The 20,949-nt window shown below is 66.9% G+C and carries 16 protein-coding genes; 6 read left to right on the top strand and 10 right to left on the bottom strand.

Annotated features, from left to right (window positions below; genetic code table 11):
- Complete coding sequence (locus LMQ14_RS05295) at positions 1-1,350, top strand: hypothetical protein (protein ID WP_267733759.1); 1,350 nt, start codon at positions 1-3, stop codon at positions 1,348-1,350.
- On the opposite strand, the gene LMQ14_RS05290 is transcribed toward LMQ14_RS05295, so the two are convergent.
- From LMQ14_RS05290 to LMQ14_RS05265, 6 genes are all read right to left on the bottom strand, one after another.
- Complete coding sequence (locus LMQ14_RS05290) at positions 1,347-3,341, bottom strand: vWA domain-containing protein (RefSeq protein WP_267733758.1); 1,995 nt, start codon at positions 3,339-3,341, stop codon at positions 1,347-1,349. The genes LMQ14_RS05295 and LMQ14_RS05290 overlap by 4 nt on opposite strands.
- On the bottom strand, positions 3,334-4,719 hold the full coding sequence (locus LMQ14_RS05285; protein WP_267733757.1) for an ATP-binding protein: 1,386 nt from the start codon (positions 4,717-4,719) through the stop codon (positions 3,334-3,336). Before LMQ14_RS05285 ends, LMQ14_RS05290 begins: the two co-directional genes overlap by 8 nt.
- A 67-nt stretch (positions 4,720-4,786) precedes the next feature.
- Entirely contained in the window at positions 4,787-6,358 is a 1,572-nt protein-coding gene (gene purH, locus LMQ14_RS05280; protein WP_267733756.1) for a bifunctional phosphoribosylaminoimidazolecarboxamide formyltransferase/IMP cyclohydrolase, read from the bottom strand.
- Positions 6,359-6,365: 7 nt separating this feature from the next.
- Complete coding sequence (gene purN / locus LMQ14_RS05275) at positions 6,366-6,995, bottom strand: phosphoribosylglycinamide formyltransferase (RefSeq protein ID WP_267733755.1); 630 nt, start codon at positions 6,993-6,995, stop codon at positions 6,366-6,368.
- Positions 6,996-7,045: 50 nt separating this feature from the next.
- Positions 7,046-8,494, bottom strand: a complete 1,449-nt coding sequence (locus tag LMQ14_RS05270) for a DUF6350 family protein (RefSeq protein WP_267733754.1) — start codon at positions 8,492-8,494, stop codon at positions 7,046-7,048.
- Positions 8,495-8,533: 39 nt separating this feature from the next.
- The gene (locus LMQ14_RS05265; protein ID WP_420714617.1) at positions 8,534-9,394 is read right to left on the bottom strand and encodes a DUF5336 domain-containing protein; all 861 of its coding nucleotides are present in this window, start codon (positions 9,392-9,394) and stop codon (positions 8,534-8,536) included.
- Between the two features lie 284 nt (positions 9,395-9,678).
- Here LMQ14_RS05265 and LMQ14_RS05260 point away from each other — a divergent pair, with 284 nt between their 5' ends.
- A complete protein-coding gene (locus LMQ14_RS05260; protein ID WP_267733753.1) occupies positions 9,679-10,527 on the top strand; it encodes an LLM class F420-dependent oxidoreductase in 849 nt (282 codons plus the stop codon).
- Between the two features lie 16 nt (positions 10,528-10,543).
- Here the strand turns inward: LMQ14_RS05260 and LMQ14_RS05255 are convergent, their stop codons facing one another.
- The 3 genes from LMQ14_RS05255 to sucC all read right to left on the bottom strand — a co-directional run bounded on the left by LMQ14_RS05255 (position 10,544) and on the right by sucC (position 14,312).
- The gene (locus tag LMQ14_RS05255) at positions 10,544-12,079 is read right to left on the bottom strand and encodes an acetyl-CoA acetyltransferase (RefSeq protein ID WP_267733752.1); all 1,536 of its coding nucleotides are present in this window, start codon (positions 12,077-12,079) and stop codon (positions 10,544-10,546) included.
- Between the two features lie 145 nt (positions 12,080-12,224).
- The gene (sucD, locus tag LMQ14_RS05250) at positions 12,225-13,127 is read right to left on the bottom strand and encodes a succinate--CoA ligase subunit alpha (RefSeq protein WP_267733751.1); all 903 of its coding nucleotides are present in this window, start codon (positions 13,125-13,127) and stop codon (positions 12,225-12,227) included.
- 21 nt (positions 13,128-13,148) lie between these two features.
- The gene (sucC, locus tag LMQ14_RS05245) at positions 13,149-14,312 is read right to left on the bottom strand and encodes an ADP-forming succinate--CoA ligase subunit beta (RefSeq protein WP_267733750.1); all 1,164 of its coding nucleotides are present in this window, start codon (positions 14,310-14,312) and stop codon (positions 13,149-13,151) included.
- A gap of 297 nt (positions 14,313-14,609) precedes the next feature.
- Here sucC and LMQ14_RS05240 point away from each other — a divergent pair, with 297 nt between their 5' ends.
- Positions 14,610-15,659, top strand: a complete 1,050-nt coding sequence (locus LMQ14_RS05240) for a M23 family metallopeptidase (RefSeq protein WP_267733749.1) — start codon at positions 14,610-14,612, stop codon at positions 15,657-15,659.
- Between the two features lies 1 nt (position 15,660).
- Positions 15,661-16,227 carry a hypothetical protein gene (locus LMQ14_RS05235; RefSeq protein ID WP_420714616.1) on the top strand — a complete coding sequence of 189 codons (567 nt, stop codon included), beginning with the start codon at positions 15,661-15,663 and terminating at the stop codon, positions 16,225-16,227.
- Here LMQ14_RS05235 and pcrA read toward each other — a convergent pair.
- The gene (pcrA, locus tag LMQ14_RS05230; RefSeq protein ID WP_267733748.1) at positions 16,224-18,551 is read right to left on the bottom strand and encodes a DNA helicase PcrA; all 2,328 of its coding nucleotides are present in this window, start codon (positions 18,549-18,551) and stop codon (positions 16,224-16,226) included. The two genes, LMQ14_RS05235 and pcrA, sit on opposite strands and share 4 nt — an antisense overlap.
- A gap of 348 nt (positions 18,552-18,899) precedes the next feature.
- Here pcrA and LMQ14_RS05225 point away from each other — a divergent pair, with 348 nt between their 5' ends.
- Positions 18,900-19,172: a chorismate mutase gene (locus LMQ14_RS05225; protein WP_085219831.1), complete on the top strand. Its 273-nt coding sequence runs from the start codon at positions 18,900-18,902 to the stop codon at positions 19,170-19,172.
- A gap of 110 nt (positions 19,173-19,282) precedes the next feature.
- Complete coding sequence (gene pgi / locus LMQ14_RS05220; RefSeq protein WP_267733747.1) at positions 19,283-20,947, top strand: glucose-6-phosphate isomerase; 1,665 nt, start codon at positions 19,283-19,285, stop codon at positions 20,945-20,947.
- Positions 20,948-20,949 lie beyond the last annotated feature (2 nt).

The raw sequence follows: 20,949 nt of genomic DNA, 5'->3' as shown, positions 1-20,949 counted from the left end.
ATGAGCAACGTGCTGGATTTGGCCGACCAGACACTCTTTCTCGGAGAGCGCGCAACAGCGACCACCAGTGTGTTGCAATGCATCTGGCTATACGACCGGGACATCGACATCGACGGTCTGCGACGGTTCCACCACCATCTCGGCCGCGGACGGCTATCGCGCCGGATCGAACGATCCCGCCTGCCGTTCGGCCGCCACCGTTGGGTATCGCCGAGCGATCGGCCCAGCCTCGAGATCGCGGCAACACCCCGACCGCGCGACGAGATCGACGCGTGGCTGCAGACGCAGGCCAGCTACCGGCCGGACGCCGAACACGGACCCGGGTGGCATCTTGCGATGCTGCCGCTGACCGACGGCGGTGCGGTAGTGAGTTTCGTTGTCACACATTGCCTCACGGACGGCGTCGGACTCTGCGAGTCGTTGGCCGACGCGGCGTGCGGGCGTGACGACGCGATCACCTGGCCGGCTGCGGCAGCCCGGCCGCGGTGGCAGGCGCTACGCGAGGACGTACGCCAAACCGCCCGCGACACCGCGGACATCGGTCGCGCCGTCGTCGCGGCGGCACGCATGGCCCGGCATGGCAACGACGGTGCCCCGGCATCGAAGCGGCGGCCCGCACCGCCCAGCGGACCGGACCAAAGCATCACGTTGCCCATGGCATTACTGTTCATCGACGCCGACGAGTGGGATGCTCGCGCACAGTCGCTCGGCGGAACCAGCAACGCGCTGCTGGCGGGGTTGGCGGCGCATCTGGCCCAGCGCGTCGGGCGGGTCGCGGCGGACGGCTCGGTCAACGTGGGGATGCCCCTCAACGAGCGCACCCCGGGGGATACCCGCGCCAACGCGGTGGTCAACGTCGACGTCGCGGTCAAACCGGCCGCCGCGACGACCGGCCTGGGCGAGATTCGCGCCGCGATCAAGCAGGCACTCATCCGCAATCAAGACCTGCCCGACGAGCGGTGGGCGTTGCTGCCGCTGGTTCCCCTGATTCCAAAGCCGGTCTTCCGGCGGCTGCTCAGCGTGGTCACCGGCACCGCCACGACAGTCGTGTCGTCCAACCTCGGTGCGATCAATCCGGCGGCCAACCGGCCGGACGGCAGCGACGCCGACTACTTCGCGATGAAGTCGCTCTACCCGGGCGTCACCACCGCGACGATGTACCGCACCAACGGCGCGCTGGGGTTGGTGTCCGGACGAGTGAACAGACGGGTCTTCGTCTCGGTGCTCGCCTATGAGCTGGGCCGCGACAACTCGAATGACGATCTGGAACAGCATATTTCGAGCGCGCTGAGCGAGTTCTCGCTGACCGCTACTACGGGCTGGCGCACCACCAGCCCGGCTACCCGTTAGCGACGACGCCGAGACCGCAGGTAGTCGCCGACCACCGCGGCGCCCAGGCCGTCGAGATCGGGCACCACGACACGTCCCTCGACCCGTCGCGCGACCTGGTCGATGAACCGCGCCAGGCCGGGATCGCTGCCCAGCCGGAAGATCGTGATCTGGGCGCCCAACCGCGCCATATCGTCGAACCCGCGCACGGTGTGGGCGATGGTCCGCGGATGGGGCGGATAGTCGAAGAACACCGACGACCCGTCACCGTCGACATCCTCGAGGTGCGCGGTCGGCTCACCGTCGGTCACCACCAGCACGACGGGTTGCGCGTTGGGGTGGCGGCGCAGATGACGGCCCGCCAGCGCCAGCGCGTGATGCAGGTTGGTGCCCTGCTCGTAGACCCCCTCCAGGCCGGTGAGCTCGGCGGCCGTCACGGTCCGGGCATACCGGCCAAAGGCGATGATCTGCAAGGCATCCGCACGGAACCGGGTGGACACCAAGTGGTTGAGGGCTAGCGCCGTCTGCTTCATCGGCAGCCAGCGGTTCTCCATCACCATCGAGAACGAGGTATCGACCAGCAGCGCCACCGCGGCCTGGGTGCGCATCTCGGTCTCGGACACCTCGACGTCGTCGACGGCGATCTTCAGGGCCGGCTTCGCGCTGTCCAGGGTCGCGGTTCCCGCCTGCCGCAACACCGCATTGGTCAGCGTGCGGGGAATGTTCCACGGCTCGGTGTCACCGAACTGCCACGGCCGGGTCGCACCGGTCAACTCGCCGGCCGCCCCGGCGCGCCGCAGTTCGCGGTCACCACGACGGCTCGAAAGCTGTTGTGCCACATCGCGTAGCGCCGTCTCGCCGAGCCTGCGCATGGCCTTGGGCGACAGCCGCCACTGGCCGTCGGAACCACGGTCCAAAAAGCCCTGATTGACCAGAGCCCGTTCCAGTTCGGACAGGGTGCGCGCGTCGACGGCGGCCTGGTCGCCGAGCTGGCGCGCCAGCGCGTCGAGATCGACGTCGTCCATCGTGGCGCCGGGATAGCTCTGCGAAAGCTGGTCGGCCAGCTGCTCCAGTTCGGCGACGTCGGCCAGCGCCTGGGTGCCTTCGCCCATGCCGAACGGGTTGTCGCCGGAGAACTGCTCGGAGCCCATCCAGTCCTCACCCGGCCGCGCGGCCTGCAGATGCGAGTCCAGCCGGTTCAACGCCTGCATCAGCGACGGAGATCCAAAGGCCTGCTGCGCCAGGGCATCCAGCTCGGCGCGTTGATCCGGGCTCAGGCTGTTGCGGAAGCGCTGCGCGGCGGCGGCACGCTTGGCCAGCGAGTCCAGTAGCTCGTCGACATTGCGCGGGTTCTCCGGGAAGAACTCGCCGTGCTTGTCCATGAACTCGTCGAAGTCCTGTTGGGTGTCCTCACCGCGGGCATGCTTGTCCAGCAGCTCGTTGAGGTCGTTGACCATGTCGGTGACGCGTTGCCGATCCTCGTCGGTGGCGCCCTCCAGGGCTTCCTTCATGCCGGAGAAACGCTGGTCGAGCATCTCGCGGCCGAGCAAATCCTTGATCTGGTCGTACTTTTCGCGGGCCTCGTCACTGCGCCAGTTGTACTCGGACAGTTCTTGGACCGCCTTGGCCGGCGAGGCCGGCAGCGCGTCCAGCTGGAGTTCGCCAAACCGGGCGTCGTCGTCGAGCGCGCGGGCCAGTTCCTTGCGCTCGGCCAGCACCGCCTCGTCGAGCAGCTTTTTGATCTCCTGCAACGTCCCGTCTAAGTTGTTGCGGCGCAACAGGTCCCGTCGGCGCCGGTTCGCTTCTGCTGCCAACCGGTCGGCGCCGGGCATGTTCTTGGTACCGCGACGGAGCAGCTCGGACAGCGCCCGTCGCGGGGAGGTCCCGCCCATGACGTCCTGCCCGATCTGCTCGAGCGCCTCGCGTAGATCCACCGGCGGGGCCAGCGGGTCGGGCCCGCCGGTGTACGCCGAGTAGCGCGAGGAGTGTCCCCTCGAAACAGGGTTAGCCATAGACGGTTTGGCCCTCCCCGGACACCTTGTCGATTCGCTTGGCCAGATACAGCGCCTCTAGTGCCAGCTCCAGCGCCGCGGCGCGTTCTCCCTCGGATTCCGCGTGCAGCCGGTCGGCGATCTCCTCCACGACGGGCAGACCCGGAACGGCGGCCAGCACATCCTTGGCCGAGATCCGCTCGCCCGTCGTCACCGCGGAACCGCCTTCCACGGCAGTCACCAGCGGCGCGACGTCGATGCCGCCGAGCGCTCGAGACGCGGTGTCGGCGGTCGCGCGGCGCAACAGGTGCTCGAGCACCGCCTGCTCGCGGCCTTCCTCACCGGACTCGAATTCCAGCTTGCCGCGCAGCACGTCGATCACCGTGCCCAGGTCCACAACTCGGGCCACCGGGTCCGTCTCGCCGAGGATCGCGCCCCGGTGCCGCGCGGAGGCGGCAACGGTCTCGGCCGCCGCGATCGCGAACCGGGCCGAGACCCCGGACCGCTGGTCGACCGAGTTGGACTCGCGCAGATAGCGGGCGAACCGCGCGATCACCTGCGTCAGATAATCGGGCACGGCCGCACTCAGGTGTGCTTCCTGAACGATGACGCCGACCTCCGCCTCCAGCTCCAGCGGGTAGTGGGTGCGGATCTCGGCGCCGAACCGGTCTTTCAGCGGGGTGATGATGCGGCCGCGGTTGGTGTAGTCCTCGGGGTTGGCGCTGGCGACCACCAACACGTCCAGCGGCAGCCGCAGCGTGTAACCGCGGACCTGGATGTCGCGTTCCTCCATCACGTTGAGCATCGACACCTGAATGCGCTCGGCGAGGTCGGGCAGTTCGTTGACCGCCACGACGCCGCGGTGCGCGCGCGGGATCAATCCGTAAGCGATCGTCTCCGGGTCGCCGAGGCTGCGGCCCTCGGCCACCTTGATCGGGTCGATGTCACCGACCAGGTCGGCGACGCTGGTGTCGGGGGTGGCCAGCTTCTCGGTGTAGCGCTCGCTGCGGTGCCGCCACGCCACCGGAAGGTCGTCGCCGAGCGTGGCGGCCCGGCGGATCGACTCCGGGGTGATCGGCGTGTACGGGTGCTCGCCCAGCTCCGCGCCCTCGATGACCGGCGTCCATTCGTCAAGCAGCCCAACCAGCGCACGCAGCAACCGAGTCTTGCCCTGGCCGCGTTCGCCGAGCAGAACGAAGTCGTGACCCGCGATCAGCGCCCGCTCCAGCTGGGGCAATACGGTGTCGTCGAATCCCAGGATGCCCGGCCAGATGTCGTCACCCTCGGCCAGCGCGGTCAGCAGGTTCTCGCGGATTTCCTGCTTGACTCCCCGTTCACGATGGCCGGCCGCACGCAGCTCGCCGACGGTTCGGGGCAGATTGCTCGGTGATGTCACCACTCCAAGTTACGTCGCGCCGCAATCGTGCGTCATGTGTACCGGCTTTAGCGCCCGCGACGGGCACGCGCTAGTGGGCGAAGTGGCGTGCACCGGTGAGGTACACGGTGACGCCGGCTTCGGCTGCCGCGGCGGTCACTTCGTCGTCGCGCACCGAGCCGCCGGGGTGCACGATCGCCTTGACGCCGGCGCGCGCCAGCGTTTCCAGCCCGTCCGGAAACGGGAAGAACGCGTCGGAGGCCGCCACCGCGCCACCGACTCGGTCGCCGCCGCGTTCGACGGCCAACCGCGCCGCGTCGACCCGGTTGACCTGACCCATGCCGACGCCGATGGTGGCACCGCCGGAGGCGATCACGATCGCGTTCGACTTGACCGCGCGACAGGTGCGCCACGCAAAGACCAGGTCGCTCAACGTCGCCGGGTCCGCCGGCGATCCGGTCGCCAGCGTCCAGTTGACCGAGTTGTCACCGTGCGCATCGAGCTGATCGCGCTGCTGCATCAGCAGTCCCCCGCTGATCGGCTTCAGCTCGGAGCCACCGGCGAGCGGCTCAGAAGCCACCAGCACCCGGATGTTCTTCTTGCGCGTCAGCACATCGAGGGCATCCGGCGCGTAGGCCGGGGCGACGATCACCTCGGTGAAGATGGTGCTGACGTACTCCGCCATCTCAACGCTGACTTCGGTATTCGTGGCGATCACGCCCCCGAAGGCGCTGAGCGGATCGCACTCGTGGGCCTTGCGGTGTGCGTCGGCGACCGAATCCGACGAGATGGCGATCCCACACGGGTTGGCGTGCTTGATGATTGCCACACAGATCTGTTCGTGGTCGAAGGCCGCCCGCCAGGCCGCGTCCGCGTCGGTGAAGTTGTTGTAGGACATCTCTTTTCCGTGCAGCTGCTCGGCCTGCGCCAGGCCCGGCCAAGCCGCCGGGTCGACGTAGAGCGCGGCCTGCTGGTGCGGGTTCTCGCCGTAGCGCAACATCGCCGAGCGGCGCCAGCTGTGGCCGAACCACTGCGGAAACGCGGTCTCCGGATGCTCGGGCGACAGCGTCGACTCCATCCAGCTCGCCACGGCGATGTCGTACTCGGCGGTGTGCTGAAAGGCCAACGACGCCAGCCTCTTGCGCTCGGCGAGCGTGAATCCGCCGTTGCGCGTCGCGGCGAGCACCCCGTCATACCCGAGCGGGTCGACGACCACCGCCACACTCGGATGGTTTTTCGCCGCCGCCCGAACCATCGACGGCCCGCCGATGTCGATCTGCTCGACGCATTCGTCGAGGCCCGCGCCGGAGTCGACGGTCTGGCTGAACGGATAGAGGTTGACGACAACCAGCTCGAAGGCCGCGATCCCGAGCTCCTCGAGCGCCGCGGCGTGCTCGGGCTTGCGCAGATCGGCGAGCAGCCCGGCGTGCACGCGCGGGTGCAGTGTCTTGACCCGGCCATCGAGTACCTCGGGGAAACCGGTCAGCTCTTCCACGGGTGTCACCGGAATCCCTTTGTCCGCAATGGTTTTCGCGGTCGATCCGGTCGAGACGATCTCGACGCCCGCCGCACTCAGCCCCTGGGCGAGTTCTATCAGGCCGGTCTTGTCGTAGACGCTGATCAACGCGCGGCGAATCGCTCTTCTTGACTCGTCGGTGCTCATGCTCTGCTCATCCCAGGGTCGCCTTTCGTCCGATCCAGGTCACGCCGCGGGTCGCGATCGCGGCCACCACGTCCACCAGCAGTCGCCGTTCGATGACTTTGATGCGTTCGTGCAATGTCTCTTCGTCGTCGCCGTCGAGGACCGCAATGGGCTCCTGCGCCAATATCGGCCCGGTGTCCATTCCGGCGTCTACCAGGTGCACCGTACAGCCAGTGACCTTCACACCGTAAGCCAGCGCTTCGGGGACCGCATGTGCTCCCGCGAATGCCGGCAACAGCGCCGGGTGTGTGTTCAGCGTACGTCCGCAGAATCGCGAAAGAAATTGCGGTCCAAGGATTTTCATGAATCCGGCCGAGACGATGAGATCGGGCGAGTGCGCGGCGGTGGCCTCGGTGATGGCGGCGTCCCAAGCATCGCGGTCGGGGTGATCGCCCAGCCGGACTTTGAAGGTCGGTATCGACGCGGCCGCGGCGATCTCGGTGGCCCGGCAGTCGCGATCCACGCCGACCGCGACGACCCGGGCCGGGTAGTCATCGACGGCGGCGGCCAGCAGGGAACTCAGTAGCGATCCGGTGCCCGACGCCAGCACCACCAATCGCGCCGGCGCACTCGGGGGCACGCGGAGCGGTTCGACCACATCGCGAGCCTACTAACGACGACGGCCGGCTGACGATACGCCCGGCCGAGCTAGTCCCCGGAGTCGCGTTCGGTCCCGCTGTGCTCCGGTTCGTCGGGCCCGGACGCGGGCTCGGGCGCTTCGGAGCCAGGTTCGTCGAAAGCGGGTTCGCCGGGCAAGGGCTCGCCGAGCAAGGGCTCGTCAGGCGTCGGTTCGGCGAACATGAATGCTTCCTCGTCGTCGAGCAGCAGGTCGTCTCCGCCGGCGGGCTCGGGCTCGGGCTCGGTGAAGACGTCCGCGAAGTCCTTCGGCTCTTCGGCCGCCGGCGCGGGCGCGCGCTTCTGTTGGGGCCGCCGGGGCCTTCTGAATTTGATGGGCCTGATCCCGCCGGTCATCACCACTGTGACCCAGCCGACGACCGCGAACCAGAAGAAGGTGCCGACCCACAGGGCACCCTGGTCCACCCCGACGTCGCCGAAGTTGCCCAGCCGGCCACTGCCGCCGAATGCCAGCAGCGACATCACCAGCGCCCCGACCACCGCGGCGACCAGCAGCTTGGCCAGTGCGGCAAGCAGCGGGAGCGGACGCCGGGCGCATTGCTGGCCGACCGCCACACCCGACGATGCCCCGACGATGAGCAGTGCGACCCACACCGGCCCGAGCGGCGGGGTCGGGGCCGCGGCCAGCACGGGCAGCGCCGGAATATCGCCACCGAAAACGGTGAACGAACTGAACGTCGCAAATCCAATGTGAGCACTGGACCCCACCGCGACCGCCGACGCGCCGACGATGACGTTGGGCGCGTAGAGCATTGAAAGCACGGTGATGCTGAACTCGCCCCAAATGGAATCGGTGATCCCGTAGAGGTCCTGCATCGTCGCCCAGTGCACAACCAGCGATCCCGCCGTCACGACACCGGAGAGTCCGACCAGCGCCAGCACGCCGGCGGCCGCGGCACGCAGCGAATCACCCAGCCAGAGGGGCAGGGACGCCGCCACCAGCGCCCGTCGGCCAACGCGGGATCCCACCCCGATCGCGGCGCCGATGGCGTGCACCACCAGGACGCTGGTGAACGCGCGCAGGGCGCTGGGTGTCTGCAGCTCGGTGAGCACCGTGGACGCGTCGTGGATGACGGCCAGCGCGATCGCCGCGATCAGCAACGGGCCACCCAGCGCCGACGCGACCACCCACCGAACCACGAGCCACGACGAATACCGGGTGGTGGCCCGCGCCGTGGTGCGCGCGGTCGCCCACACCATGAACAGGATTGGCAGCAGAGGTAATACGCCCAACTCGCGGCCGCCGATCGAAATCGGCACCCGGTGCACACCGAGCCAGATGCTGGCGATCGCCCCGAGCGCGCCGGTCATGTCGCTGTTGGCGATCAGCAGCTGAAGCAGCGTGACCGCGGCGATGACGACCAGCGCCAGCACAGCCGGGCCGAATGCGACCCGGACGAGGTCGCGCGCCTGGCGAGCGCCCGCTGCCCGGTTGTCCCTGCTTTCTGACACCCTTTTCACTCTTGGCGCACGTGCCCTACGCGGCGCGAGAGCCCGCGGTTAGGACGGGGCCGGTCCAGAGGGCGACTGGTCCCCGGGCTGCTCGGCGCCCGTTCCGCCGACCGACGGTGGCGGGCTGAAGCTGGGAAAGCCGGTGGGCGGCGTCGACGGACCCTGCTGCGCCGCGGACTGCGGCCCGGACTGTGGAGACTGGGCACCGTAGCCGCCGGTCGGGATCGCGCTCTGGGTCGGAGCCTGGCTCGAGGGGTAGCCGCCGTATTGCTGTTGCGATCCGTACCCCGCCTGCGGGTTGTGCTGCTGCGGTTGGCCCTGCTGACCGTAGTACCCGCCGTGCTGCTGACCCCCGTACTGCCCGTACTGGCCGTATTGTCCGTACTGCTGCGCATAAGGGTCGTACTTGGGCCGCGGCGGCGGCGCGGTGATGACGCCGGCGTCCAGCAGCAGCACGACGACAGCGGCGACTGCCTGGAGCACGCTGGCCGCCACCAGCGGCCACATGGCCCAGCCGACGGCGAAGCCGGTCGGGGTGTTGATGACCTCCGCGATCGCCAGCAGTGCGCCCAACACGGCGACGGCCGCCACCACGCCCGCGTAGTTCTTGGCCTTGGGCAGCACGCTCAGCCCGGCGAGCAACGCGGCCAGCACGGCGACGAGCACCGCGGTGCCGGCGTCACCGGCCCGTCCGCCGGAGGCCGGACCGAGGTCGGCGGCAAGCACGAAGGTCGGCCCGAAGTTCAGCAGGTACACGGCCAGGCCGAGCACGACCACCGCGATGTTGACGTAGAGCGGCAGCTTGCTCTCGCCGTCGTCGGTCTTCGCGAACGACGGGGTGGCACCGGGGTAGGAGCCGCCGCCAGGCTGCGCTTGCGGATAGCCGGGACTCCCGGGCGAGTAGGTCATGACTCCTCCTGTTGCTTCCAGTGCCTTCAAGACCTCGACAGGCGCCACGCCACTGTTGCGGTGCGACGCTGTGCTTCCAGGGCCCGCCGTACTTAAACGCCAAGACGTGCCCGCGCCTGTGTTACGCGCGATCGATCAACCACGCTAGCGCACGTACGGGCGGCAGTGCCGGAACGACCGGCCCCCGCGCGCGACCAGGGCGGATCGTCGCGACACCCCGTCTTCGAGACGCTCTGCGGGGGGCGGGTTGCTCGGCGCAGGTAGAACACGTTCTAATTCTGTCCATGGATTACGGGCTAGTGCTTTTTACCAGCGACCGTGGCATCGCCCCGGCCGCCGCCGCCAAACTTGCCGACGACCACGGCTTCAAGACGTTCTACGTGCCAGAACACACGCACATCCCGGTCAAGCGAGAGGCGGCACACCCGACCACGGGTGACGAGTCGCTGCCCGACGACCGGTATATGCGCACGCTGGACCCGTGGGTAAGCCTGGGCGCCGCCTGCGCGGTGACGTCGCGGGTGCGGCTGTCCACCGCGGTGGCGCTGCCCGTCGAGCACGACCCGATCACGCTGGCGAAAAGCATCGCCACCCTGGACCACCTGTCCGGTGGCCGGGTCAGCCTGGGCGTCGGATTCGGTTGGAACACCGATGAACTGGCCGACCACGGCGTGCCGGCCGGACGCCGCCGCACCTGTCTGCGCGAGTACCTCGAAGCGATGCGCGCGCTGTGGACGCAAGAGGAAGCCTCCTACGACGGGGAGTTCGTCAAGTTCGGCCCCAGCTGGGCCTGGCCCAAGCCGGTGCAATCGCACATCCCGGTGCTGGTGGGCGCCGCGGGTAACGAGAAGAACTTCAAGTGGATCGCCCGCAGCGCCGACGGCTGGATCACCACGCCGCGCGACTTCGACATCGACGCGCCGGTGAAGCTGTTGCAGGACACCTGGGCGGCCGCCGGGCGCGACGGTGCCCCGCAGATCGTGGCGCTGGACTTCAAGCCGGTGCCCGAAAAGCTGGCGCACTGGTCCGAGCTCGGCGTGACCGAGGTGCTGTTCGGCCTGCCGGACAAGTCCGAAGACGAGGTCGCCGCCTACGTCGAGCGTTTGGCGGGCAAGCTCACGTCGATGGTTTGAGCGGGCACGACGGCGTCTAGCCCAACGAAGCCCGGTTGCCGTTGTCGGTCGACCACACGAAGATCTCCGCACCCAGAGGATCGCCGTCGGACATCAACGCGACGAGATCGTCGTCGTCGGTCGTGGCCATGAATCGCGCGTTGTCAGCCGCGAGCCGCCCGACGATGATGCCGGTGCGGGTCGGCCAGTCGTAGCGCACCGAGTACGTCTCGATCGTCGCCGCCCCGTCCGGCTTTTTCGTGACGTCGACCTTCGGCAGCGCATCGATCTCCTTCTTGAGCACGGCACAGTTGTCGGTGCGCCAGTCGACCGGCGTGGTCGAGTAGATACCGATCGAGTACTTGCTCATGATGCCGCCGTTGGCGCCGACGAGGCCGAATTGCCCTGGCCTGTCCCGCATCTGGGCGACCGTCTCGGCAATGCCGTGCAGCGAGTAGCTGTTTCCGGGACCGCCGAAGTACGGCAATCCGCCGGTCAGGGTCAGGCCACGCGGGTCGTCACCGTCGATGCCCAGGGCTTCGCAGATGACGAACACCGGGAAGGGGAAGCAGCTGTACAGATCGAAGGTGGCGATGTCGTCGATGCCGATTCCGGCCACCCGCAACGCTTCTCGGGCCGCATGCACGGCCGCCGGGCTCGCGCCGAGGTCGACGCGATCGAGCATCGCCTGCTCGATCATGTCCGAGTGGCCGTGCACATAGACCCACTTGTCCTCGGCCACACCGAGGCGGGTCGCCGCCGCCACGGACATCAGCACGGCCGCCGCGCCCTGGTTGACTTGATCGCGCGCGACGAGCAGACGCGGGTACGGGTCGCAGATCATCCGGTTGTCGTCGGTGATCGCGATGATCTCGTCGACCGACCGCTCGATCGGCGATGACGAAAACGGGTTCTTGGCAGCAACTTTGGACATCGGGGCAAACAGTTCAGCCATCTCGCGCCGATAGCCGGCCACGCTGCGTCCCAGGCGGGCACGCCGGGCGTTCTCCATCAGCCCGTACTGCACGGGCGCCCCGGTCAAGCCGTGCTGGATCGTGTACTCGTCGATGTAGCTGAAGATCTGGTGGCCGCGATCTTCCAGTTGACCCTCGACGTGTTCGGTGAAGTCGGGCTTGGCTTGCCCCTTCTCGGCGGCATGGCGCCAAAAGCGAGCCGTCGACCCCGGCTCCGAGCCCATGATCAGTACGACGTCGGCGTCGCCCGCCGCAATTGCGTTGCCGGCCTCGGTGACAAGCTTCTGCGGGCTCTGCCCGCCGACTGGTTCGAGTACCACGCGGGCCGGGTCGCCGCCGAGACGATTCATCACCGAACGCGGGTAGTTGTTCGACTTGCCGAGCGTCGCCGGCATCGGTCCAGAGATCTCGAACTGCCGTAGCCCGAAGACCGTGTCGACCGCCTTGGCAACGTCTTTGGCGCCGGTGTCGGCCAGAGCGGCCCGCACGGCCTCCGTCGCGAGGTCGACCGCGGACATGCCCCGATAGTCGGGGTCGTCGATGCGCTCGGTGAACTGGCCGACGCCGACGAGCACCGGAGTACGCGGATCGACCGGCATTACAAACCTCCTGGCAACTGTTAGTTCGTCAGGCTAACCGATCGCTGGGACCAAAACGAAACTGCGGCCAGATCGCGGATTCTTCAGTCGAATCCGCGATCTGACTGGGGCCACACCGGAGGTAGGGGACAGTCTCGGCAAAGAACTAGAGGTTCTGCAGGATCTCCCGGGCAAGCGCCGCGGTCTCCGAGGGCGTCTTGCCCACCTTGACCCCGGCGGCCTCCAAGGCCTCCTTCTTGGCCGCCGCGGTGCCCGACGAGCCGGACACGATCGCGCCCGCGTGGCCCATCGTCTTGCCTTCCGGCGCAGTGAATCCCGCGACGTAGCCGACGACCGGCTTGGACACGTTGGCCTTGATGTAGTCGGCCGCCCGCTCCTCGGCGTCACCGCCGATCTCACCGATCATCACGATGATCTTGGTCTCGGGGTCCTTCTCGAAGGCCTCGATGGCGTCGATGTGGGTGGTGCCGATGACCGGGTCACCACCGATACCGATCGAGGTCGAGAAGCCGAAATCGCGCAGCTCGTACATCATCTGGTAGGTCAGGGTGCCCGACTTGGACACCAGCCCGACCGGGCCGGGGCCACTGATGTTCGCCGGGGTGATGCCGGCCAGCGCCTCACCCGGGGTGATGATGCCGGGACAGTTCGGCCCGATGATCCGCGTCTTCTGACCCTTGTCGACGTTGTAGGCCCACGCATATGCGCTGTCCTGCACCGGAATTCCCTCGGTGATGACCACCAGCAGCGGGATCTCCGCGTCGATGGCTTCGATGATCGCGTCCTTGGCGAACTTCGGCGGCACGAACACGACCGACACGTTGGCGCCGGTCTCCTTGATCGCCTCGGCGACACTGCCGAACACCGGGAGTTCGACGTCCTTGCCTTTCGCGTCCACGTGCGACACGGTGGTGCCGGCCTTGCGGGCGTTGACGCCACCCACCACCTGGGTGCCGGCTTTCAGCATCAGCGCGGTGTGCTTGGTGCCCTCGCCGCCGGTGATGCCCTGGACGATGACCTTGGAATCCGCGTTAAGAAAAATAGACATTGGCCATGGCTCCTTTGGTCTTTACTTGTTCGCCAGCTCGGCGGCTTTGTCGGCACCGGCGTCCATGGTCTCGGCCTGGATCACCAGCGGGTGGTTGGCTTGAGCCAGGATCTGTCGGCCTTCCTCGACGTTGTTGCCGTCGAGCCGGACCACGAGCGGCTTGTTGGCCTCGTCGCCGAGCATGTTCAGCGCGGTCACGATGCCGTTGGCGACGGCGTCGCAGGAGGTGATGCCGCCGAACACGTTCACGAACACACTCTTGACCTGCTTGTCGTTCAGGATGACGTCAAGGCCCGCGGCCATCACCTCGGCCGACGCGCCACCGCCGATGTCGAGGAAGTTGGCCGGCTTGACCCCGCCGTGCTTCTCACCGGCGTAGGCGACGACGTCGAGCGTCGACATCACCAGACCCGCGCCGTTACCGATGATGCCGACGGCGCCGTCGAGCTTGACGTAGTTGAGGTCGTGCTCCTTGGCCTTGAGTTCCAGCGGGTCGGTGGCGTCGCGGTCCTCGAACTCGACGTGGCCGGGCTGACGGAAGTCGGCGTTGGCGTCCAGGGTCACCTTGCCGTCCAGCGCGAGGATCTGGTCGTCAGGCGTGCGCACCAGCGGGTTCACCTCGACCAGCGTGGCGTCCTCGGCGACGAACAGCTCCCACAGCTTGGAGATCGTGTTGGCCGCCGCGTCGAGCACCTCGGCGGGCAGGTGGCCCTTCTCCGCGATGGAGCGGGCCGTCGCCAGGTCCACACCGGTCACGGCGTCCACCGGCACCTTGGCCAGCCGCTCGGGCTTGGTGGCGGCCACTTCTTCGATCTCCATACCGCCCTCGACCGAGCACATCGCCAGGTAGGTCCGGTTGGCGCGGTCGAGCAGGAAGGAGATGTAGTACTCCTCGGCGATGTCGCTGGCCTCGGCGACCAGCAGCTTCTTCACGATGTGGCCCTTGATGTCCAGGCCCAGGATGTTCTTGGCGTGCTCGAAGGCGTCGTCGGGTGTCGCGGCGAATTTGACGCCACCCGCTTTGCCTCGGCCACCGACCTTGACCTGCGCCTTGACCATCACCGGGGCGCCGACCTCGGTTGCGATTTCCTTTGCACCCTCGGCGGTGTCGGTTACACGACCGGGCGTAGTAGGTACGTTGTGCTTGACGAACAGTTCTTTCGCTTGATACTCGAAAAGGTCCATGAACTCACTGTCTTCGCTCGAGTTATTTGCAAGGCCTACAGCGCGGCGGTGCCGGAATCGGCAACTCGCACGGTGGAACTGTATCCACACTCCAAACGGCCCCTTCCGCCGCATCCACCCATGTGGCACAGGTCACGACACGCCAGCAGGGGCCAAACGTGATCCAGTTCACAATCTGGCCCCGAGGTTGCCAGTCGGATCGGTAAACGGATAACGTCCTAAAGTCCAGATAACGGTATGGTCACGATACGAGGACATTTCAGCTTGTCCCAACACCGCCTTGCGCGTACTCCTGCGATGTCAGGAGCCGGCCGCCATCAGCGCGATCCTTGGGCGCAAACTCACCTCAACGAAGTCACCGAAATCCTGCCGCTGGACGGCTTCGACTTCGACGACCTGGACTTCGCGGACTCCGGTGAGCTGGACGACCTGGACCTCAGCAACGACTCCACGTTCGACTACGAAGCACGCGTACTGCTCGCGCCCGAGCTCGACGATCTAAATGACGTCGACGACCTGACGCCGCTGCGGCTGGCGGCCCCCACCCCCGCGGCCGCCAACGAGGCGCTGGCCCAGCTCGCCTTCAAGCTCGGCGTCGACCCCGACTCGGACGACATCGACGTGACCGGTGTGGCCCGCCGCGGCGGGCAGCACCGCAAGCAACCGACCAGCGCGGCCAAGGGTCGCGTGCTGATCGCGTCGATGGCCGCCGGCGCGGCCGCCGCGGCGGCGCACACCGCGACCAGCCAAGCCGAAACCACCAAGGCCGAGACCGTGCTGACCGCCAACGCGTCGGCACTGACCGGCGGGTCGAGCAGCAACGGCCCGCGCGGCGCCCAGGTGATCGCGGTCCAGCCCGCGGCGAACGCCCTGCACAACCAGGAGCTCGCCAAGGGCGTGGCCTTCGCGAACGACCGGGCCCAGCGCGAGGCGCGACTGCAGCAGCCGCTGTACGTCATGCCCACCCACGGGATCTTCACGTCGAACTTCGGGTATCGCTGGGGCGTGCTGCACGCCGGCATCGACCTCGCCAACGCCATCGGAACGCCGATCGTGGCGGTGTCCGACGGCGTCGTCATCGACTCCGGCCCGACCGCCGGCTACGGCATGTGGGTCAAGCTGCTGCACGCCGACGGCACCGTCACGCTGTACGGCCACATCAACACCACGCTGGTCAGCGTCGGCCAGCACGTGATGGCCGGCGACCAGATCGCCACCATCGGCAACCGGGGCAATTCCACCGGGCCACATCTGCACTTCGAGGTGCTGCAAGGCGGCACCGAACGAATCGACCCCGTGCCGTGGCTGGCCAAGCGAGGAATTTTCGTCGGCAATTACGCTGGTTGAGGTGACCGCGCCGAACGACCCCGCGCCAACCGAGCCGCCGCCCGAATCACGAACCCGGATCATTCGGCGTGCCCCGAGCGGGCCGATGCCCTCGATCCCGGAAACCCCGACGACGCATCTGCCCCAGCCGGCCGCACCCGATCAGGGCGCCACCCGCGCGGCCGCGCGCAGCAGCCTGCCCGACCGCACGGTCGATGAACCGACTCCCCGGACGGTGATCGCGGCCGCTGCGGTCAGCATCGTCAGCGGATGGGCCACGTCGGTGGTGGCCACCGATTTGATCGCCGGCTGGTGGCGGACCGATCGCCTGTTCTGTATCGCGATCGCGTTTCTCGCCCTGGTCTTCGCGACCACCACCGTCGCGGGCGTGATCATGCTGCTGCAGCGTCGCGCCCTGGGCCGCTACTTGATCACAACAGGTGCGGTGGTCGCGGTGCTGACCTACGGCGGCGTTTTCATCGCGGGCGCTCGCGTCGCGTGGATCGTGCACGCCTTCCCGCTGCTGCCGATCGCCAGCGTCGTGTTGGCGCTGCACCCGCAGACCAAACGCTGGCTACAGGAGTCTTAGAGCTTGCTGACCGGAGCGTGGTTGTGCATCAGCTTGACCCGCCCGGCGCTGCCGAAGTCGATCAGCGACATCGCCGATTCGCCGACGCCGGAGACTTCCTCGACCCGGCCCAGCCCGTACTTGTCGTGCGTCACGCGATCGCCGGGAGCCAGCACCAGTAACGGACGTTTGGTTGCTCCGGAGCGGGTGGGCGCGGCGCGTGGTGTCCCGAACCGTCCGGCACCGCTCACCGGCGCGCTGTACGACGGAGCCGGCGCGGTGCGCCGCCAGTCCATCAGTTCTTGCGGAATCTCTTGCAGGAAGCGCGATTCCGGGTTGAGCATGGGCTGCCCCCAGGAGGACCGGACGATGGCCCGACTCAGGTACAGACGTTGCCGGGCGCGAGTGATGCCCACGTAGGCCAGCCGGCGTTCCTCGGAGAGTTCGCCCGGATCGTCGAGTGCCCGCATATGCGGGAACATCCCGTCCTCCCAGCCGGTGACGAACACGACCGGGAACTCCAGACCCTTGGCCGTGTGCAACGTCATCAGCGTCACGACGCCGGCCGCGTGTTCGGGAATCTCGTCGGTATCGGCGACCAGGGAAACCCGTTCCAGAAACGACGCCAGCGCCCCGGTTTCGGGCACGTCCTCGTCCTGTGGGGACTCGTCGAGCGCGGCGGCGTTGGCCGCATCGATGCTGAATTCGTGTGCGACGCTGACGAGTTCGTTGAGGTTGTCCAGCCGGGCCAACTCCTGCGGATCGGTCGAGGACTCCAGCTCCCGACGGTATCCGGTGCGTTCCAGCACCGCCTCGACCAGATCGCCCAGGTCGTCGTCGAGGTGGCCCCGCAGATCGTCGAGGATCTCCACGAATCCCGAAATCGCCTTCTCTGCACGGGAATTGAGCATCGGAACTTTGCCCGCGGCGGCGGCGACCAACGCGTCGGCGAAGCTGGCGCCGGTGTTCTCGGCGTAGACCGCCACACACGCCTCGGCGCGGTCGCCGATGCCCCGGCGGGGAGTGTTGAGGATGCGCCGCATGCTGACCGCGTCACCGGGGTTGTCCAGCACCCGCAAGTAGGCGACGATGTCGCGGATCTCCTTGCGCTCGTAGAACCGCACTCCCCCGACGACCTTGTAGGGGATGCCGGCTCGAATGAACACCTCTTCCAGCGACCGCGACGAATTGTTGGTGCGATAGAAGACGGCTACATCGTTATAGGTAATTTCGTCCTGCTCGGCGAGCGCGTCAATTTCTTGGGCGACGAACCTGGCCTCGTCGTGCTCATTGTCGGCGACATAGCCGACGATCAACTCCCCTTCACCGGCGTCGGTCCACAGCCGCTTCTCCCGGCGTCCGGAGTTGCGCGCGATCACCGAATTGGCCGCCGAAAGAATGTTCTGTGTCGAGCGGTAATTCTGCTCAAGCAGAATAGTGGTGGCATCGGGGTAGTCGCGTTCGAACTCCTCGATATTGCGAATGGTGGCGCCCCGGAACGCATAGATAGATTGATCGGCATCGCCGACCACACATAACTCCGCGGGCGGGACGTCGTCGTCGGACGAATTGCCGTCGTCGCGTCCGACCAATTCCCGCACCAATACGTACTGGGCATGGTTGGTGTCCTGGTATTCGTCGACCAGGACATGCCGGAACCGGCGCCGGTAGTACTGGGCGATCTGCGGGAAGGTCTGCAGCACCGCGACGGTCTCGCCGATCAAATCATCGAAGTCCAGGGCGTTGGCCGCCCGCAGCCGCCGTTGGTATTCGCCGTAGACCGAGACAACAGTGTGAGCCAAGTCATCGGATTCGTCCGTGAGGTTGGACACAGCCTGGTCCGGATCGATCAGCTCGTTCTTCAGGTTGGAGATCGCGACGGACAGCAGACGCGGCGAGTACCGCTTGATGTCCAGGCCCATGTCGCGCCCGATCATCTGCAGCAGGCGCCGCGAGTCGTCGGCGTCGTAGATAGAGAAGTTGGAATTGAGGCCTTTGATCAGCGAGGCCTGGTTGCGCAGGATGCGTACGCAGGTGGAGTGGAAGGTGGACACCCACATCGCGCGAGCGCGGTTGCCGATCAGCCGTACCACCCGTTCACGCATCTCAGCGGCGGCTTTGTTAGTGAAGGTGATGGCCAGAATCTGACCGACCCCGACACCGCGCGCGGCGATCAGATAGGCCACTCGACGGGTCAGCACCGCGGTCTTCCCGGAGCCCGCGCCCGCGACGATCAGCAAGGGCGAGCCCTGGTGTACCACGGCTTGGCGCTGTTGGGGATTGAGGCCGTCGAGCAGCTCATCGATCTCGGCGGCGAGCTTGGCATCAGTTGCGTGCACAGTCATGTCTGTCTTAATTTAGCGCTACCCGCCGACGACAAAAGCCCAGGCTAGGGCCCCCGAGCAAGGTGCAGGTGTTGAACTCGTCGTTTTGCTCCCGGGTGTCCGAGCGTGTGGCACACTCGTTACATGGACAATGCACAGCTCCATCGCCGCCTCTCGATCCTCGAGTGGCGTCGCCGATTTTACTGTGGGTACCGGCCAGCGGTGCCCATGGTCTAGCTGTGATCGCTAGAGCCCTGTGGTCCGCATCCGGATTCAGGGCTCGAACTTTTTCCAGTGCAAGAAACGTTTTCCAGCCCAATAGCGAACAAGACCAAAAGAACAACATCAAAACAACACGGGGGTGTAGGGATGAGCGTCGAGATGATCGACATTGAACAGTTGGCCAACATTGAAGAGTTGCGCCTGGAGATCGACCGGCTTGATGCCGAGATACTCGCCGCTGTCCAAAGGCGCGCCGAGGTTTCTCGGGAGATCGGTCGTGCGCGGATGGCATCCGGCGGAACCCGGCTGGTCCACAGCCGCGAAATGAAGGTCATCCAGCGTTACAGCGAGCTCGGCCCGGAGGGCAAGGACTTGGCGATGCTGCTGCTGCGCCTGGGCCGGGGCCGGCTCGGCCACTGACAATCCTCGATACCGAGGGTTCCTTTACCGCTAATTTCCGTATTACTGCGGCGGATTGCGCTGCCCGCTAGCGGTGGCTGTGGCCCGTAAGTCGGCACTAGGGTCGAACCATGACCTCCGTGCTCACCATCCCCGACATCACCGCGACTCCGGCGTGGGACGCCCTGCGTAGGCATCACGAGCAAATCGGCGAAACCCACCTGCGCGAATTTTTCGACGACGACCCCGACCGCGGTCGCGATCTGACGGTGACGGTCGGCGACCTCTACATCGACTACAGCAAGCACCGCGTCACCCGCGAGACGCTGGGGCTGCTGATCGACCTGGCACGGGCGGCCAATCTCGAAGAGCGCCGGGATCAAATGTTCTCCGGCGTGCACATCAACACCTCGGAGGATCGCGCGGTTCTGCACACCGCACTGCGGCTGCCCCGGGATGCCGAGCTGGTTGTCGACGGCCAAAACGTCGTCGAGGACGTCCACAGCGTGCTGGATGCGATGGGCGATTTCACCGATCGATTGCGCAGCGGTGAATGGACCGGGGCCACCGGCGAACGGATCAAGACGGTCGTCAACATCGGCATCGGCGGCTCGGACCTGGGTCCGGTGATGGTGTACCAGGCGCTACGCCACTACGCCGACGCGGGGATTTCGGCCCGCTTCGTCTCCAACGTCGACCCGGCCGACCTGGTCGCCACCCTGGCCGACTTAGAGCCGGCCACAACGCTTTTCATCGTCGCATCGAAGACGTTCTCCACCCTGGAGACGCTGACCAACGCGACCGCTGCGCGCCGCTGGCTGACCGACGTGCTCGGCGACTCGGCAGTGTCCAAGCATTTCGTGGCCGTCTCGACGAACAAGCGTCTGGTCGACGAATTCGGAATCAACACCGACAACATGTTCGGGTTCTGGGATTGGGTCGGCGGCCGCTACTCGGTCGATTCCGCGATCGGCCTGTCGGTGATGGCGGTGATCGGCCGGGAGGCCTTCGCCGACTTCCTGTCCGGATTCCACATCGTCGACGAGCACTTCAAGACCGCCCCGCTGGAATCCAACGCCCCGGCGCTGCTCGGCCTGATCGGCCTCTGGTACTCCAATTTCTTCGACGCACAGGCGCGCGCGGTGCTGCCCTACTCCAACGACTTGGCTCGCTTTGCCGCGTACCTGCAACAGCTGACCATGGAGTCCAACGGAAAGTCGACCCGCGCCGACGGCACGCCGGTCACCACCGACACCGGCGAAATCTTTTGGGGCGAACCGGGAACCAACGGCCAACATGCTTTTTACCAATTGATCCATCAAGGCACCCGGATCGTGCCGGCCGATTTCATCGGCTTCAGCCAGCCCACCGACGACCTGCCCACCGCCGACGGCACCGGCAGCATGCACGACCTGTTGATGAGCAACTTCTTCGCGCAGACCCAGGTGCTGGCGTTCGGCAAGACCGCGGCGGAAATCGCCGCCGAGGGCACGCCCGCCGAGGTGGTGCCGCACAAGGTGATGCCGGGCAACCGGCCGTCGACTTCGATTCTGGCCGAACGGCTTACGCCGTCGGCGGTCGGACAGCTGATCGCGCTCTACGAGCATCAGGTGTTCACCGAGGGCGTGGTGTGGGGAATCGACTCGTTCGATCAGTGGGGTGTCGAGCTGGGCAAGACGCAGGCCAAGGCGCTGCTTCCGGTGCTCACCAGCGACACCTCGCCCGCGCCGCAATCCGACAGCTCGACCGATGCCCTGGTCCGTCGTTACCGCACCGAACGGGGACGGGTCAGCTAGAC

Source organism: Mycobacterium sp. Aquia_213, from assembly GCF_026625985.1.
Lineage (GTDB): Bacteria > Actinomycetota > Actinomycetes > Mycobacteriales > Mycobacteriaceae > Mycobacterium.
The sequence above is the reverse complement of the archived record's forward strand: the minus strand, read 5'-3'. Positions and strand labels throughout refer to the sequence as shown.